Genomic DNA, 18,928 nt, shown 5'->3' with positions numbered 1-18,928 from the left:
AATTTCAGTCGTCACTTACTCAATTCGTGAGTGGAACAAGGCGAAGTGGCCAATCGCAGCCGGTTTTGCAGCGATTGCCGCGCTCGTTCTCGCTCGATGATCACGGCGGGCTTTCTAGCGTCCGACATTGAAGACCTTCGGTCGGGCCGGTAGCACGGTCGGGACACACGTGCCGCAACCTGTAAAGCTGAGTTAGTTTGACCACGGCCGTTTGAGCAGCTCGCAGCAACCAGAGAAGCAATCCCTAAGCGTAAATGTCTTATCGACCCAGCCGTTAGGACTTTCCCACGGATCATCGACCTTTGGGTCGCGGCGTGACGACCGGATCGGTGTGGTAGCTGCCGAATCTTTGGCGATTGCCGCACAGCCTGGGAGTAGTAGTAACGTTACCGCAATGAAACCACGCATTGGAAATGCTCCCTCGGCCGGGCGGTTAAGAGCGTGGGATACGCGATTTCCCGTATGCGGTCAACACGAAGAAGGCCGCCAGTACTCTGTTGTGGTACGGTCTCCCGACCGTACCACGACGGGCTTGGTGACGTCCGATACTGGAGACCTTCGGTCGGACCGGTGGCACGGTCGGGAGACACGTGCCACAACGTGGCGGATGGATTAGACTGGTTCCAGAAGCCCCGCCCCTGACCTGTTGTTCCAGGCGTCTTTGCATGGTCCATTTCGGACGATTTCTCGCGATTCTCTTCGTCCTGGCGACGGGCCGCCCAGTTTTGGCGGACGACACCGTCTCGGTCACGCCGGCCGCTGGTGAGCCGGCCGTCGACCCCGCCGGCCTGGCCCTGTTTCAAGGCCATCTGCGGGAACTGTTGGCCCATCGCTGTGTGATGTGCCATGGGGGCGACGCGACCGAGTCGGAGTTCGACCTGACGACCCGCGAAGGGCTACTCAAGGGCGGAGTTGGGGGCGAGGTGTTGGCCGTCGGGCAAGGTTCGTCGAGCCGGCTCGTCAAGCTCTTGCGGCACGAGGAAGAGCCGAAGATGCCGGAGGAAGGGGACAAGTTGACCGAGGAGGAGATCGCCTGGGTTGTGGAATGGATCGACCGCGGCGCGCCGTATGACAAGCCGCTGCGCACGGAGGAGGACGCCACGCCTTGGACGGAGCGTGTCGTGCCGGCCGAATCGCGGCAGCATTGGTCGTTCCAGCGGTTGCACGATGTTTCGCCGCCGGAGTTCGCGGACGACAACTGGTCCCGCACGCCGATCGACAAGTTCATCTTGGAAAAACAGCGCGCACAGGGGCTGACGCCGAACGCGCCGGCCGATCGCCGCGTGTTGATTCGCCGCGCGTACTTGGATTTGATCGGCCTGCCGCCGACGCCGGAGGAAGTGGACGCGTTTCTGGCGGATGCATCACCGGACGCTTACGACAAGTTGATCGATCGCTTGCTCGAAAACGCGCACTTCGGCGAGCGCTGGGCGCGGCATTGGCTCGACGTGGCGCGGTTCGCCGAGAGCCATGGCTTCGAGCACGACTACGATCGTCCGTATGCGTTTCATTACCGCGACTTCGTGATCCGCGCGTTCAACGCCGACTTGCCGTTCAACACGTTTGTGAAATGGCAACTCGCCGGGGACGAATACGAACCGGAGAATCCGCTGGCGATGATGGCCACGGGCTTCCTCGCGGCCGGTGTGCACGCCACGCAGATCACGAAAAACGAAGTCGAAAAACACCGCTACGACGAGTTGGACGACATCGTCGGCACGACCACAACCGCCATGTTCGGGCTGACATTGGGCTGCGCCCGGTGCCACGACCACAAGTTCGACCCGCTGCCGCAGCGCGACTACTACCGCATGGTGGCCAACTTCACGACCACGGTGCGTAGCGAGCAGGAATTGAATTTCGAACCCGAGGCCTACGCGAAGGCGCGGCAGGAGTTCGACCAGTTGCTCGCGCCGCGCAGAAACGCAATCGAAGTGTATGAGCTTACGGAATTGCCGGCCAAGTTCGCCGACTGGGAACGGGCTCAAACCAGTGCGAAACCGCCTGTGCCATGGCAAGCGCTGTCGATCGAGCAATTCACTTCCGCGGGCGGAGCGACCTCGAAGCCGTTGGAAGACGGTTCGCTGGTGATCGAAGGTGCGCCAGGCGAGAGCGAAACCTACACCGTGTCTGGCGTGGCGGAGCTTGCCGGTGTGACGTCCTTGCGTCTTGAGGCGCTCGCGCACGAGTCACTCCCGCAGCATGGCCCCGGCCGAGCGGCGAACGGCAACTTTGCACTGTCGACCGTTTCGCTTCAAAGTGCGCCGGCGAGTGGCGATGCCGCGCCGACAGAAGTGCGTTTCGATCGCGCCGTCGCGACGCACGCACAAGAAGGCTTGCCCGCCGCCGCGACCATTGACGATGACGCAAAATCCGCCTGGGCAGTGGACGGAAAGATTGGCCAGGACCATGCTTTGGTGTTGCAATTCGCGGACGACCTGGCGACGACGGGCCCTGTCCGCTGGTCATTAACGCTCAAATTCGAGAACAACTCCGGACACAGCATCGGCCGATTGCGTTTGTCGACGAGCACCGCGCCGCGGCCGGTGGGACTCGAAGGGAACGCCATTCCCGGCGAGATCTCAAGGTTACTGCGAATTCCCGCGGCGCAGCGTTCGCCGGACGAATGGCAAGTGCTGCTCGATTGGTACAAATGGCGCGACGCCGGCTGGCAAGCCCTGCGTAAGCCGATGCGCGAACTTCTCTTGGCCGAACCGAAACCTCGGCTGGAAAAAGTGCTGATCTCCAGCGAAGGCGTCCCCGCCGTGCGCTTGCATACGCAAGGCGGCGATTTTCTCGAAGCGACGCATTTCCTCAAGCGCGGCAATTCAAATGATAAGGTCGCCGTCGCGGAGCCAGGCTTCATTCAAGTCACGTCCGACGCCGGCGAAGGTCCGGAACACTGGTTCGTCGCCCCGCCAGACGGAGCGCACACTTCCTATCGCCGCCGGGCGCTCGCCGAATGGATGACCGACGTCGATCACGGCGCGGGGCACTTGCTGGCGCGGGTGATCGTGAATCGCCTCTGGCAACATCACTTCGGGCGCGGCATCGTCGCCACGCCGAGCGATTTCGGCACGCGGGGCGAGCCGCCCACACATCCGGATTTGCTCGATTGGCTGGCGGGAGAGTTGATTCGCAACGACTGGCAATTGAAGCCGCTGCATCGCTTAATGATGGCCAGCGCGGCCTATCAACAGGACGCACTCGCCGACGCCGCCAAGGCGTCGATCGATCGGGATAACAAGCTTGTTTGGCGACACGTCCCGCGCCGCTTGGAAGCCGAAATTCTGCGCGATCAAATGCTCGCGGTGAGCGGCGCGCTCGACAGCACGATATTCGGCCCAGGTACGCTCGACGAATCGCACCGTCGGCGGAGCATCTACTTCACCGTGAAGCGCAGCAAGCTCGTGCCGATGATGCTTTCGTTCGACGCGCCGGACGCCCTGGCTGGTCTTGGACGCCGGGCCACCACGACGGTAGCGCCGCAGGCGCTCACCATTATGAACAACGCCCAGGTCCGAGCCTGGGCCGTGGCGTTCGCTGGCAAAGTCCTGCCGGATGATCAAGTCGCGAGCGAAGCCGCCATCCAGAACGCTCACCGCCTGGCACTCTGCCGCGAACTGGACGAAACTGAGCTCGCCGCGGCGGTGCGCTTCATCGAAGCGCAAACAGCCGCCTACAGCGCCGCAGGAAACCCCACTCCGCGGCGCACCGCGATGGCGGATTACTGCCAGATTCTCTTCGGACTGAACGAATTCGCCTACGTGGAATAGGGCGCCGCCAATAACCTACGCCCCGGGGTTGTTCCAGTCTTCGAGGACGGACTCCCACGACGCCTGATTGACCGCGGCCAGGTCATCGCCGTCGGCGTCGCGGCGATTCCACCAATCAAATTCATCGTCGCCATCGGCGATTGTGAACAACTGATCGGCGGCGTTACCGGAGGCGGCGGTCATCATCGGCGGCGGCGGAATGCTCACCGCCTGCTCGCCGAAGTTGTTGCGGACCGCGTTCAGGTCGACAATATCGATGGCGCCGCTTCCGGACAAGTCGCCGACGATGTCCGTCGCCAGCTCGCCGAAATTGTTTCGCACATAGTTCAGGTCGGTGATGCCGACGTCGCCGCTGCGATCGATGTCGCCCGGCAGGACGCGGAAACTGAACTCAAAGCCGCCGCCGGCCGTCGCGTCGCCCGACGGGAAGGCGCTCACGGCGTTCGTCCATTCGCCGTCCAGGGCCAGCCCGTCGTCCACATCGATAATCGTATCGACCAAGGACAACGTGACCAGATCGACCGCGATCGGCGCGGTCAAAGTCCAAGTCGCGGTAAAGGAAAGCGCGTCGTAGGCGAACGAATCAATCAGGTATTGGCCGACATTCACGCCGGCGATCGACAAGTCATCTTCCGCGACCACGACGTCTTCGGTGAAGACAACGCGAATCTGATCCAGATTCACCCAGGGCAGCACGGTCCATTGGTCCGCGCCAGCCGGAATGACATAGCCAGGCGTCGTCAATAGGTCGAAGAAGCCGGTTTGCCAGGCGGTCGAGGAGGCCAGCACCTGCGACACGGCCGGCGCGTCTACGGGAACCGCGCTCACTTCGATCGTAACTTCGTCGGAGCCGACGCCTAAGTCGTCGTCCAGGACTGTGAACGTGACTTGATAGCTGCCGGCAAGCGTGGGCGTGAACGAGAACGAAGCTCCGTCGCCCGTCGCGAACGGTAGTCCGTCGCGCAGTACTTCCCAGCGCAACGTGTGCGTGTCTTGCGTGCCGACATCATCGAACAATCCGGTCAATTCGATCGGCAGGCCCACTTCGCCACTCACGGGCGCACCATCAATCGCTGCGCTCGGCGGTAGATTCGTGACGGTTGTCGCGACGTCCGCCTGGTCTTCGCCGCCGTCGTCATCGGCAAGCGTCACTTGGATTTGATAGACGTCCGCCGCGGTTGCCGTCGGATTGTCGTCGGCGTACACGTGCGTCACGTCGAACGCCGTCGTTCCCGCTGGGAAGGGGAAATCCTCGACCGAACCGTCACCCCAATCAACGCGAAGGACAAAGGAATCGAGCGTACCAACGTCGGCGATTGGGCCTGTTAAATGCACTTCGCCCGCTTCGTCGATCGCTGGCGTCACCGCCAGATCAGAAATCGCGGGCGCGACATTGGCAACCGTGACGTTCGTCGGCTTGACGATGGAGGCCGGGCCGGTCGTGTCCTCGACGGTGACCAAGACGGGGTACAGGTCGGACTCGGTGCCGGTTGGATCGTCGTCATCATAGGTATGAATCACGCTGAAACTGAACACGCCTGCCGGAACGGTCAGGGTATCGACGTCGCCGTCGCCCCAATCGATGGTCACCTCGTGCGGTCCGGCCGAATCGCTCTCAAAGCTGCCATCGAGCGTTAACGGAGTCCCTTCAGCGACGGGATCCGCGCTGAACGTGAGCACCAGGTTCTGCAGGCCGAAGAAATCGACGAAGCCCAAGTCGTCGTCGTCGCTGTCGTGGTAAATGACATCCTCGATGTCATTCGTCGCGGTCGCGAAGAACAAGTTCCCGCGCGCCGACACGTCCGGCGGCACGCCCTGCCGGCCCACGACGTTGTCCTCGTTGAGATTGACGATCGCCCCGTCGTTCTCATCAGCCATTTCCACGTAGCTGGAGAAATCGTTGCCGCCGTGGCTCGCGCCGAAGCCGGTGAAGTCCGTGCCGAGTCCTTCCTGGCCGGCGTCGACGATGCCGCCGGTCTCGATCAGCAATCCGATCGAGTTGTTGTCAGTCAAGTTGTTGTCTTCCAGCATCGCGATGCCGTCGCGCAGCACGCGGATGCCGACGTTGTTTTCACCGATGCGATTGCCGACGATCTCCGCAGCTCCGCCGTTGACTTCGACGCCGACGCGTCCGCCGGTGATCGACGCGGTATTGCCGAGAATATGCGCCACAGCCCGGTGGCCGCCGTTGCTCGCCCCGTCGTTCTCGAACACGCGGACGCCGATGGTGTTGTCGTCGAGCGTGTTGTTGTTCATTTCCAACCCGTCGCCGATCGTCGCCTCGACGGTCCGGCCGCCGGCGGGCGACGTGCCGTTGCGATACAGGTCGACGCCGATCTCGAATCCGGTGATAGTATTGCCAAGAATCGTCGCGTAACTGGCGCCGTCCTCGTCGCCGAAGAGATCGCCGTCGTCGGTCAGGAACACGCCAACGCCGCGGCCCGGGCCGTCCGAGGAACTGAGCGAGCTCGTGATCTGGTTGTTGGCGACGATGATCGGCCGCGTCGCGTCTTCGTTGTGGAACAACCAGATGCCGGAGTCGTCGCGCTCGGCAAGAATCTCGTTGCCCGCAATCGCGACTTGCCCTTGCGAATACTGAACGAAGACGCCGATGTCGTCACTGTTGCCTTCGGTCAGGTCGATCACGTTGCCGAAGCCGCCCAATCCGCCGACCAGACTGCCGTTCGCGGCGCCGCTGAGAGCGACCCCCTGGTTCACGCGACGGAGCGTGTTCTGCTGAATGATGACGACCGGAGCGTTCGTGAAGTCACCGCGATCGTTCGCGCCGATGCCAATCGTCGCACCGATGATCGTATTGCCGGTGATCAGCGCATTGCCCTCACGTACGAGGATCGCCTCGCGAGTCGTGACATCCTCGATGCGCGCGTCGCGGATGATGTTGTCCACGCTGCGTGGCGCGCCAGGCGCTTCGGACGAGAACAACTCGACGCCTCTTCGCCAAATGTGCAAAACATCGACGTTTTCGATCCGCGTGCGATGATAGACGACGCCGGTGCGACGGTCGGAAATGACGCCCGTCCGAAAATTGTTGCGGCCAGGGGTCAGACCAGAATTCGCCCGGCCGTTGATCGTCAAGTTCTGAATGACGACGTCGCTCGACTGGACGATGAAGCCTTGTTGAAAGTCGCCGCCGAAGGCGATGTCGGTGTGATCATCCTCCGCGCCAGGCGCGATCACCACGCCGCCGCGGGATTCCCCGCTGACCGTCAAAGGACGGTCGACGGTGGAGTTGCTTTCTCGGTAAAGCCCGTTGTGGACGATCAGCGTGCCGCCGGCCAGCGCCCAGTTGATCCCTTCTTGAATCAGCCCAGCGTCCCCAGCCTGTGGGCTGTCGTCATCGACGTGCAGCGTACTGAAATCGCCTTGAAAGCCGTTCGTCGAATCGCCGTCGATATCCGTGCCCGAATCGAGCCACGGCGAGAAGTCGACGTCGCCTTGCTCCACTTGATTCACGCCGTCGGGAGTGTTGATCCCCCACCAATTCCCCGAGGCGTCGACCAGCGCGCCGGATTGATTTCGGATGGATCGATTGCCGTTGTTAGAGAGGGAATTGTTGAAGATGAGGCCGATCTCGCCGGCCGTGGCGGTGATTCGCACGCCGTCCGACGTGTTGTCGACGATGAAATTGTTGGCAATGGAAGTGGCTGTACCGGCATCGGTGATGCGAATCCCGGTGTCGTTGGCGTTAATGTGGTTGCCGAGGATCGACGCCGTGCCGCCGTCGATATCGATGCCGATCGCGTTTCCGGAAATCGTGGCAGCATTCCCAAAGATGTCGGCGTCGCCTTTGACGAACACGCCCTTGGCAAAGCCATGGATGCTATTGTCGGCGGTATTGCCGTCGATCGAGGCTGTAGCGCCGAATTGCACGTCGATCCCGATGCCGTCGTTTGAACCTAGCCCGGTCAACGTATTGCCGGAAATGTGCGCGGATCCGCTGGAGGAAACGACGATCCCCCGGATGACTTCTTCGATCGCGTTGTTGTGCAGCAGCACCGGCGCCTGACCAGAAAAGTCGGCGCCGGGTTGCCATTGGAAGCCCATGTTGGCGCCGACAATCGTATTGTTTTCGTACAGCACGACGCTGCTTGTGCCGCTGTGGGAAGTGACGCGGAAAGCCCGCTGCAGGTTCTTTCGCGGGTCGTTCCCTGCAGCCAAGTTGAGGAACTTGTTACCCCGGATCGTGATATCGCTCTCGTGCGCCTCGCCAGCGTCCCAAATGCCGACGATCGTCGACGGGTCCTCGGATTGCCCATGCAGGATGTTGATCGAGTTATTTTCGATCAGCAGCCCGTCGTAAGCCGCGGGGGAATGCGGACTGCTCTGAATACCCACCGAAGCGGCGAACTGGGAACCGTCCGACAAGGCGTTGCCCGGAATGTCGATGCGGTTGCCGCTCACCGTCTGGTTGTGTCCGGGCCCCAGCGCGATGCCGATGTTTTGAAAGAAGTCCGCCGGCGCGTCGTCAAAATTCAAGTCGGTCGCGAGGCGCAGATGATTGCCGACAATCCTCAGCCCGTCGCGCGCGTCGTCATTGTTTTCCGTGCCGCTCAAATCGATCGCCAAATCGAAATCAAAGATTTCCAACCGAGAGATCTCCCAGTCGTGGGAGTCTTCAGCAGCGAAGCGGAAGACGCCCTCGAGATCGACAACGGCCAGGTCTCCCGGGCCAACGATTGTGGCGGCTCCCAGAGTTTCGGCGGTGAGTTTGAGATCGCTAAGCTCGCCGGGCAGCAACACGGCGTAGTCGTCGACCGTGCCCGCCAGACCGTCGTTTCCGGTCGCCCAGTCCGCCAGAGTGTTGGGTTCCGCAAAATCAAAGACTCCGCGCAAGTACGCGGTGGCGCCGTCGCTCAAGGCCGCGGACATGTTCGCCAGGCGGCGATAGTTGTTGTGCGACGCGTCGATGGCGCCGGGTGCGAGCGACGTCACGAAGAGCGTCTGCTCGATCCAACTCACCAGTCCGCGGGCGGCTTCATCGATGGCATGGTCAATGCGATCTTCAATCTGGAAATTGTCCAGCGTCACGCCGCCGTGGAGCCAAATGTTGCCGAGGGCGGGAATATCGCCCGCGGATTGATTGTCGATCAGTCGCCCCTCGCCCCGGACCTCGAATGTGTTCAAACCGGATTCGAGCGAGTCGCCAAGATTGACCGTGCCGCCGGTCCGCAACAGCGCGGATTGCGCGCCGGCCGCGGTCTCACGTACCGTCGTCGCGCGCAACGTGAGCGACCCGCCAGCGACCACGATCGTGGCGTCATCACTGGCCGTGTCCAGCGTCACGCCGTTCACTGTCACGGCGCCGCCGAGCACCGTTAAGGCGGGCGACGCGCCGGAAATCGTCACGCCCAAAGTGAGCGCCAACACGGAGACGTCTTGGTTGATCGCAGCGCCGGTGTATTGTCCGGGATGCATCAGAATTGAGCCGCCGGCGACCACGACCGCCAGGGCCTCCGGAAAATCAGCGAACGAATCGGCGCCAAAACTCACCGCGGGGCCGACGCCGTCGGGGTCGGCGCCAATCGGCAATCCGGCCCAATCGTCATCGACATAGGCGACGCCAGCCGGCGGAAAGTCGTCGTTGACGATCACGCCCTGCGCTGCTTCGTCCAACAAATTGGCATTCACGGCGTTGGCCAACTGAACCGTGAATTGCTCCGTCGGCTCCAAGACAGCGTCGTGCGCGATCTGCACGACGATGGTCTGTTCCAACGTATTGGGCGGAAACTCCAACGTACCGGCGACGGCCAGATAGTCGCCGTCCCCTTGCTCATCCTCCGCGGTTCCGTCGACGGTGAAGTAGTCGACAAACGCCGAGTGACTCGCATTCGCGACCGAGAGCTTCACCGTAAAAGTCATTTCGGTGAAACCGCCGGCGGAGCCTTCCGCCAGCGAAACGTCGGCGATGGTGACGTCCGGCAGTCCGCCCCCTTCGCCGGCATTGCTCACGGAAAGCTTTTCGAAATCGGCGTAAGTCACGTCGAGGAAGCCAACGAACTCCAGCACCGAGCCGGTGTCCGTGACGCCAACGTTGAGTGCATTGACCAGCAGTTCGTCGAGCCCGAATTGCGGACCGCCATCGAGATGCAGCGCGGCGGCCTGTTGCGGAACCATGAGCACTTGGTCATCCCCGTCGCCCAGCAGGATTTCGATCGCGGCGGCGGCCTCGTCATCGAGCGCGTCGATTTGAACCTGATCGTCGGCGTCCCCCAGAAAGATGCGTGTTTCGCCCGTGGCCGCGGCGAAATCGAACGTCGGGCTGGTGCCCGTGGTTCCGAGGCGATTGATTCCATCCGACGCCGCGGCGCCGTCGGAAATCGACGCGAATTGCGCGTCCTCGGTCAACCGAATCTCGCGGTGTACCGGAGTCAATTGATCGACGACAAGCTCCACGCCGACGTAGGTCACGCTCCCGGAATCAATGAGCGTCGTTCCGGATGACAGCCCGGTCACCGTGTGAATCAAGTCGAAAGGCGCGCCGTTCCTCCAGTGAAGGCGGTCACCGGTGCCGGCGTCGTTCCCTGCTTGAAACTCCAGCCCGCCGGCGGGAATGGGATTCCCTCCCGCGAGATCGAGCACCAATTCATCGTCGTCGCCGGAGCCAACGATGGTCAGCGTGTTGATTGCCGCCAGGTCCATCCGCGCGGCCTCGATGCCATTGATGACTACCACAACTTCAGTGCCATCCAACGAAACCGAGAACACGTCGGCGACGCCGTCGTCGGCCGGATCGCCATCGTTGAGCGCTGGATCGCCGGCCACGTCGTTGGCATCAATGACCAGATCGAAGCCGTTCAAGGCGCCTTGAACCGCGGCCTCGGCGTCGACGAGGCCGTGACCGCTGAAGTAGTCGTAGCCCGCCCCGCCCGGGATGTCCTCCGGCGCCGCGGTGTCGCGTTGCAGGATGTCGTGTGCGGTGTATTTCAGTCCGGTATACAGACTCTGCACCGACAGGCTGCCAGGCCCGCCTGCCGCATCCAACATCAGCGCCGCCACGGCGGCCACGTGCGGCGCGGCGGCGGAAGTGCCGGGGAAATTCGGCAAACCGTTCGGTTCGATGTCAATTCCCGGAATGAAAAACGTGGTATCTCCTTGGTCCGGTCCCGTTGCATCGGGATGGTGACGCACGATTGGTTCCGCCAGCCGGTTGCCCGACGGATCGAACAAGATGACCTGGCGCCCGAGCGAGGAGTAGTCGTTGAGGATTGCGGGATCGCCGTCAAAGGCGGGGGTCGTCCAATAGGGCGCAGCGGCCACGGCGAAGACTCCTTCAGCGCCGAAGTGGCCAAAGGACGTGGGCGCGCTCGACGCATACTCCTCGATGATCATCCCGCCGTCGAAGTCGACGTACTTCATGCGTTCCGGCGCCGGTCCGAAGAAGAGTTCGAACGCGAGGCTGAACTCAGTATCCGGGACGCCGTCTTCGTCGAAGTCGAACGTGCCGTCATTGACGAACTGAAAGACTTCGACGGGATTGCGGCCTACATTAAAGTTCACGCCGCCATCAAAGGCGAAAGCGCCGGCGGCATCCAAGAGCAAGATGTCGACGTCGCTCGCTGAGCCTGGGCTGGGGACGCCCGGTCCTCCATTGTTAACGAAGAAAGGTTCGTCCCATTGGAATGACAAGCGAAATGACTTTCCGACGGGCACCGTGATCTGCTGGAACGCATCGACGTCTGGTCCGGAGTCGAAGTCATGCAGTACGCCCCCGTTGACGCCATCGATACCCGAGTCAATGAACGCGCCGAATTCCGCGGAGTGATCGGCGTAGTTTCCAGCGGAAGAGAAATGTGCAATCCCCGCGTCGGTCGAAGACTTGATGGCCTGTGAGATCGCTCCGTCCTGAAACATCGGTTCGGTGAGAAAAATCAGGTCGTCAACGATCATGTTGACGCCTCGGTTACGCAGATTGTTCATCGCCGAAACGAAGTTGCCAATGCCGGCGACGCCCGTGTTGAAAAAAGACTGAGCTCCAGGCGCCACATCGGCGACGATCTGCGCCAGCGCGCGACCTTCGTCGTGTGGAACAATATTGAGCGGAGGCAATTCGACGACCGTGGTGACGGGCGTCGGGAATTCTCCATTTGCCAAGTCGGTTGCGTAGCCGCCCAGGCGATTGAAGCTGTCGGAAATCAAGCCGATCTTGACGCCCGAGCCGTCGGCCCCCAGGGCGCGCGCGGCCGCGGCCAGCATCGCCGCGTCCCCCTGCGTCTGCACCTGTCCCGCATTCGCCACCGGCGCGTAAGCGGGTGCGGCATAGGCGAGGCTATCCAACCGAGCGAGAGCGTCGATGCGATTCAAGGGCACGAAGGCGGAGACAATGTCGCCAAAGGCGCCCGTCACGCGCCCGCCCAAACTCATGATCTCGGCCTGCAGCGCCGCCCCGGCCGATGGCTCCGCCTGCGCGTCGATGACGATGAAGCCGTCCGCCACCAGCATTTCCGGATCGGAGGGCGTAAAGTTGGAACCGTCGTCAGTGAAGATTCGGAAGCGATGCTCCAATGACGTACGGTACAGCCCCTGATCAATCGTCGAAAACTGGGCCTGCTTGGGATTCCAGAGAGCGCTTTGCTCGCCGGTCAGCGGATCTTCGTACTGCGGCAACAGGTTCGTCAGCGCCAACAATCGGCGATCTTCCAGCGGCTCGAGACCACGCGCTCGAGTGGAGCGCCGCCCTGCGCGAAAACGCCGGGAAAGCAAATGTCGGGCGCTACTTTGCGACGGACGACGCGGCCCCGCTTCTTCCTGAGTGCTCATGCGAACTGTTCCTTTCGGCTTGCGGCTCCGCAGCGCGACCGGCCGACGGTTCACGGCGCTTCATGCGCCGTGCCGATCTGCCGGGTGAGCGCGCGGTCCACCAGAGCCACGCGCATACCAAAAGTTCTTGCCTACGTTCGCCTGCTAGCGTTAGTTCTGGGGCGCAACGCGTTGCTCGCGCCGTGCCGAGTGGGAAGACTACTACAGAGCAATGCATGCGCCACATTTGAGACCGTGGCCCGCTCCCAACTCCGCGAGCGCTGGACTCTCCTCAGCCATGGAACTTGGCATGTACCACAGCGATCTTAACGCCGCGAGCGAACTCGCCAGATAGTCCCGGCAATTCGCTCGCGCCCAGGTCGACGCAGCCCATTCGTCAACCTCGATCATCCACTACACTGCCGCACAGATTTCTTGTCAAGCTTGCGTGACGGATTTTTCCAGAAATCTAAGAATCTATGAAAGTCGCACCGACCCCCTCTTGGACTAAGCGAATGCGACAGCAGTTCCCGACCGCGCTCATTCTGATCAAAGAGCAACCAATTCGAGACGAATCGGAACTTCCAGCGCACGCAAAATTGTTAGTGGAATGCGAGGAGGACGTTAAATCCTGCGCTGTGTCCGTAGACTGCCTGGACGCCCACGGTCAGGATAGAATCTCGCGCACGACGTTGCCCTCGACGTCGGTCAAGCGGAAGTCGCGACCCTGAAAGCGGTAGGTGAGGCGCGTGTGATCGATGCCCAGGCAGTGCAGCATGGTCGCATTCAGATCATGGATGTGGACCGGCTTATCGATGACGTTGTAGGAGAAGTCGTCCGTCTCGCCGTAGCTGATGCCGGGCTTCACGCCGCCGCCGGCCATCCAGATCGAAAAACAGCGCGGATGATGGTCGCGACCGTAGTTAGTGTCGCTGAGCGTTCCCTGGCTGTAGATCGTGCGGCCGAATTCACCCCCCCAAACTACGAGGGTGTCTTCCAGCAGCCCGCGCTGTTTCAGGTCTTTCACCAGCGCCGCGCTCCCTTGATCGACGTCGCGACAAACGTACGGGAGCTGGTTCGGCAGGTCGTTGTGATGGTCCCAGTCACGGATGTAGACCTGCACGAAGCGCACGCCGCGTTCGACAAGCCGCCGGGCCAGCAGGCAATTCGCCGCGAACGTCCCGGGAGTCTTCGCATCGGGGCCATACATGTCCAACACGGCTTGCGGCTCCGAGCCAACGTTGGCAAACTCCGGTACCGAGCTTTGCATCCGGTACGCCATCTCGTATTGCCGAATCCGCGTATTGATTTCCGGATCGCCAAAGACCTCGAACTGCCGCTGATTCAACTTGGCCAGGCCGTCCAGCATACGACGCCGCCCTTCAGGACTGACGCCGTCGGGATTCGACAAATACAGCACCGGGTCGCCCGAAGATTGCAGGCTGCAACCCTGATGCTCGGAGGGGAGGAAGCCGGCGCCCCAGAGGCGCGAATACAGCGCCTGCGTCGTTTGCTTGGAGCTCCACGAAGAATGCAACACGACGAAGCCCGGCAGGTCGTTGTTCTCGCTGCCGATGCCGTACGAGAGCCAGGCGCCAAGGCTCGGCCGGCCCGGCAGTTGCGAACCGGTCTGCAAAAACGTGATTGCCGGGTCGTGGTTGATGGCCTCGGTGTGCATGCTTTTGATGACGCAGAGATCGTCCACAATCGACGACGTGTGCGGCAGCAACTCGCTGACCCAGCGACCGCACTGGCCGTGTTGGGCGAATTTGAACTTGCTCGGCGCGCAGGGAAATCGCGTCTGGCCGGAGGTCATCGTCGTGATCCGCTGACCCATCCGCACCGAGTCGGGCAGATCCTTATCGAACCACTCGTTCATCTGGGGCTTGTAGTCCCACATATCGAGTTGGGACGGCCCGCCCGACATGCACAGATAGATGACGCGCTTCGCCGTCGGAGGAATATGCGGCACGCCGACGACCCCGCCCGGATAACTCTCCGGCGGGGAGGCGGTAGCGCCGAGCCCTTCCGAATTCATCAGGCTGGCCAGCGCCACGGAGCCGATGCCAGTCGCCGCCCGGCCGAAGAATTGCCGCCGCGTTTCGAGCAACTGTGCTTCTTGGAATAAACTCATGATCCGGCTCCCCGTCGGCAAATATCGTTCCTAGTTTCGCGTTCCGCACTACTGCGTCACCCGTTCGTCACGCTCTCGTCCAGATTCAAGATCAAGTTCGCCACCATCGTCCAGGCCGCCAGTTCCGACGCGTCGGCGTGTTCCGGGCGGGGCGATTCCCCGAGCGAAATTAACTTCATCGCGGCCTCCGGCGCCGCCTGGTACTCAGCCAACTGCTGCTGGTACACGTCTCGCAGCACCGCGATTTCCTCGTCTGTCGGCTGGCGTGACGTAGAGATTCGGAACGCGAAGGCGATCCGCTCTTCCGTCGTGCCGCCGCCCTGCAACAGAATCCGCGTCGCCAAGTTACGGGCCGCTTCGACGAATTGGATGTCGTTCATCAACGTCAACGCTTGCAGCGGCGTGTTGGTCCGCGCGCGGCGCACCGTGCAGGCCTCGCGTGTCGGCGCGTCGAAGATCAACATTGCCGGCGGCGGCGACGTGCGTTTCCAGAACGTGTACATGCTGCGGCGATACAGCGCCCCGCCGTGATCCTGCTTGAACACCGCGGTATTACTGCTTGTGAAGCCGACCGCTTCCCACAAGCCCGGCGGCTGATACGGCTTCACGCTCCTGACCCCGCCAATTTGTTCGAGCAACAGGCCGCTCGTGAACAGCGCGTGATCGCGGATCGCCTCGGCCTCCAGTCGGAAGCGCGGCCCACGCGTGAACAACCGGTTCTCGCGATCATGCTGCAACAACTCCGGTGTGACGTGCGACGACTGGCGATACGCGGCGGACGTGACGATCAGCCGTTGCATCGCCTTCACATTCCAGCCGGAAGTAACAAATTCCGAGGCCAGCCAATCCAGCAGCGCCGGATGCGACGGCCATTCCCCTTGGAAGCCGAAGTCCTCGGCCGTCTTGACGATGCCCGTGCCGAAATACTGCTGCCAGAAACGATTCACAGTCACGCGCGCCGTCAGCGGCTGTTCGGGATCGACCAGCCAGCGAGCCAGTGCCAAGCGATCAGGCTTCGTCCCTTCCGGCAACGGCGGCAACACCGCGGGAACGTCGCGCACGACGGGGTCCCCCTTCTTGTCGTACTGTCCGCGCACCAGGATGAACGCCTCTTTCGCCTCCGGCAGTTCCTCCATGACGAGCGTATCAGGCACCTGCGCCTCGACGTCGCGCTTCTGCTGCCGCAGGCCGGCCATCTCATCTTGCGTTTGCTGCCATTCCGGCGAGTTCATCCGGCGGAAATAATTTCGCACCAACTTCTGCTGCTCCGGCGTGCGCTGGTCCGCGGCCAGCACCAATAGCGGCGCCAACTGCAACGCTTCATCGCCGGCGTCTTCCTTGGCAGGCCGGAAATAGAATCCGTATCCGCCGTTGAAGTTCACGACCTTCATCAAGATGCGGCTCTCGCCGGCCGGTAGGTCGACCGTGACGATGTCGCTATCCGGGGCGAGCAATCGCACTTCGCTCTTGGTCAACAGCAGATCGTCGTTGATCCAGAGCTTGATGCCGTCGTCACTGCCTAGAGACAACGTCACGCGCCGCGCTGTCGGCGCATTCACCGTGCGATATAGGTAGTGCGTCGTCAGATCGCCGGGCAAGCCGTGTTCCTGACCGTCGACGAATTCCGGCTTCTTCTGCCAGGCCTTCTTGTCTTCCCCGTAGGTGGCTGTCAGATCGACGCCGGTCTCCGGGCCGAAGTCGTTTTCGAAAACCTCGTTCGTCCCCGCCGCGGTGAACGGACCGAGCAAATTCCAATCGCTCCAGCGTGCTGGCGCCAACGAGGGATCGCTGCTCACCGACAATTTGAAACGCCCAATCGCGTGTTGCGGAAACTGCGTTTCGTGCCGCAGGCGAATTCGCACTAAGGTGCCGCCCGCGAATCCGAACGGCTCGCTGGCGACGAACATCGCCGCGCGATTCTCATGTCGATTCATCCCTTCGACGGCCCAGCCGTTTTGATCGTCCACGACGCTGTCAATCGCCTTCTCGACGAAGTATTCGCCGGTTGCCTGTTCGTGATCAGCCTGGGCGTAGACGAGCTTGATGCGTTTCACGGCCTTCGGATTATCGACGGCCACGGCCTCGACTTCAATTTCGCTCAGCACGAAGTTACCGTTGTCGCTGCGCCCGGGCCCGCGCCCGACGAGCGAGTCGTCCGCCAGCGCGTCGAGCTTGATCGCCGTAATGCCCACGGCGTCGGTCTCGGCGACGATTTCATACGTATCCTTCGCCGGATTAGTGCCCTCGGCCAGCACGGTGCCGTCGTCCAGCGAACGCAGCGATGCGCCGCCAGAGCTCTTCAACTCCCTTGGGCTGAGCGCCTGCCACTGCGCTTGTAATTTGGCAGGCATCTCCGCTTCCCAAGCGGCCTGGGCCGCATCGACCTCGGGCAGCGGCGCATCAAGCCGTTGTTCGGCGGCCAGCACGAGCGCGTCGAGCTCCGCCATGCGTTCGCTTTGGGCGGGTGTCGGCGCCTTAATCGACGGCGGCGGCGCCAGCGCGTTGCCATCCATCGCCTTCTCGGTTTGGCTGTTGAAGAAGGCGAACATCTGATAGAACTCGCGCTGCGAGAGCGGGTCGTACTTGTGGTCGTGACAGACGCAACAGCCGAGTGTCAGCCCCATGAACACCGTGCTCGTCGTTTCCACGCGATCGACCGCGTAACGCACGTAATACTCTTCGTCGATCGAGCCCCCTTCCCCCGTGGTGATGTTACAGCGGTTGAAGCCCGTGGCCACGCGTTGTTCGAGTGTCGGGCTCGGCAATAAATCGCCGGCCAATTGCTCCACCGTGAATTGATCGAACGGTTGATTCCCGTTGAACGCGTTGATCACCCAATCGCGATAGCGCCACATGCTGCGTTCGTTGTCGAGATGCAGCCCGTGCGTATCGCCGTAGCGCGCGGCGTCGAGCCAATAGCGCGCCATGTTTTCGCCATAGCGCGGCGAGGCCAACAGCCGATCGACCACCTTCTCATAGGCGTCGGCCGAGGTATCCGCCAGAAATGCGTCGATCTCCTCCAGCGTCGGCGGCAATCCGGTGAGATGGAGCGTCACGCGACGGATCAACGTTTCCTTGTCGGCCTCCGGCGACGGCGTGAGCTTTTCCGCTTCCAGACGTTGCAACACAAAATGATCGATCGGATTGCGCGGCCACGCTGCGTTGCCCACCGCGGGGACGTCGGGGCGTTCCGGCTTGAGGAACGACCAGTGTTTCTGCCAACCTGCGCCGCCGTCGATCCAAGCGCGGAGCGTTTCGATTTGTTCCGGCGTCAACTTCTTGCCGGTTTCCGGCGGCGGCATCACCAGTGATTCATCCGTCGACGTCACGCGCTCCATCAAGATGCTGGCGGCGCTGTCGCCGGGGACGATCGTGGAACCTGCGCCGGACGCGAGCGGCGCTAAGGCGCCCGCTTCCTGGTCGAGCCGCAATTCCGCCTGCCGCTGAATGCGATCCGGCCCGTGGCATTGAAAGCAGTTGTTCGACAGGATCGGCCGGATATCGCGATTGAAGACGATCTGCCCAGGAGCGTCGTTCGTGCCGGCCATCGCGAACTGCCGGCTAACGTTGAGCGCCATGAAAAACGCGACCAGCGCGAAAACACAGCGGCCGCATGAGAGATGCAGTCGACACGACATGCGCTTCACTCCCCAAACTGAGAGATCGTATTTCCCCGGGACAGGTGGGCGCCAAACACGTGGGCTCGACCACCCGCGTGCGGCTCGCCCCAGGGATTCGGCGGGACGTAATCAGGCAACCGTGATGGTAACCGAAAACAGTGCCGGAAGCAACAATTCAGATACCGAAGTCCTGAACCGTAAAGGGGTAAATGCCGACCGTAGAGAAGAAGAGGCGCGGAGGGGGGAGAGGGAGTGGTCCTCTCACATTAGCCCGTAGCGCCAGCGAGGGAGAGAGGACGCCGAAAATAGATCGAGATGAAACACTCAGTTGCGTCGAATCCACGCAACCGAGAGTTTCATCTCGAACCCTAGTATCGCTTGGTTGTGAGTTATTGCGCGAGGATGCGCGGCATACGATGTACTGGAATCCGTCGAACCGCAATACGACGGCAATACCACGCCATCGTGAGTTACGCCCAACTCTGATTCGCAAGATATGTCAGGACCTCGGCGTACCCGAGCCGTGAGCGATTCTGGAACTTAGGGTCTTCGCCAGAATCTGTGGGTGAATTGACGACGAGTTGGCGGGGCGACGGTTGGATTTTATGAGGCATGGCAGGGTGTTCAAGGGTTGGGGAAGC

At 62.0% G+C, this 18,928-nt stretch carries 5 protein-coding genes; 2 read left to right on the top strand and 3 right to left on the bottom strand.

What is annotated here, in order from left to right; genetic code table 11:
* Window positions 1-665: 665 nt before the first annotated feature.
* Window positions 666-3,776 carry a PSD1 and planctomycete cytochrome C domain-containing protein gene (locus SGJ19_19820; GenBank protein ID MDZ4782501.1) on the top strand — a complete coding sequence of 1,037 codons (3,111 nt, stop codon included), beginning with the start codon at window positions 666-668 and terminating at the stop codon, window positions 3,774-3,776.
* Between the two features lie 15 nt (window positions 3,777-3,791).
* Here the strand turns inward: SGJ19_19820 and SGJ19_19815 are convergent, their stop codons facing one another.
* The 3 genes from SGJ19_19815 to SGJ19_19805 all read right to left on the bottom strand — a co-directional run bounded on the left by SGJ19_19815 (window position 3,792) and on the right by SGJ19_19805 (window position 18,305).
* On the bottom strand, window positions 3,792-12,554 hold the full coding sequence (locus tag SGJ19_19815) for a NosD domain-containing protein (protein ID MDZ4782500.1): 8,763 nt from the start codon (window positions 12,552-12,554) through the stop codon (window positions 3,792-3,794).
* Between the two features lie 646 nt (window positions 12,555-13,200).
* Window positions 13,201-14,667: a DUF1501 domain-containing protein gene (locus tag SGJ19_19810; GenBank protein ID MDZ4782499.1), complete on the bottom strand. Its 1,467-nt coding sequence runs from the start codon at window positions 14,665-14,667 to the stop codon at window positions 13,201-13,203.
* A 56-nt stretch (window positions 14,668-14,723) separates the two neighbouring features.
* Complete coding sequence (locus SGJ19_19805; GenBank protein ID MDZ4782498.1) at window positions 14,724-18,305, bottom strand: PSD1 and planctomycete cytochrome C domain-containing protein; 3,582 nt, start codon at window positions 18,303-18,305, stop codon at window positions 14,724-14,726.
* Between the two features lie 191 nt (window positions 18,306-18,496).
* Between SGJ19_19805 and SGJ19_19800 the strand changes: the two genes are divergently transcribed.
* Window positions 18,497-18,814: a type II toxin-antitoxin system HicA family toxin gene (locus SGJ19_19800; GenBank protein MDZ4782497.1), complete on the top strand. Its 318-nt coding sequence runs from the start codon at window positions 18,497-18,499 to the stop codon at window positions 18,812-18,814.
* Window positions 18,815-18,928: the final 114 nt, after the last annotated feature.

The organism is Planctomycetia bacterium (assembly GCA_034440135.1).
In the GTDB taxonomy this organism is placed as follows: domain Bacteria; phylum Planctomycetota; class Planctomycetia; order Pirellulales; family JALHLM01; genus JALHLM01.
The sequence above is the reverse complement of the archived record's forward strand: the minus strand, read 5'-3'. Positions and strand labels throughout refer to the sequence as shown.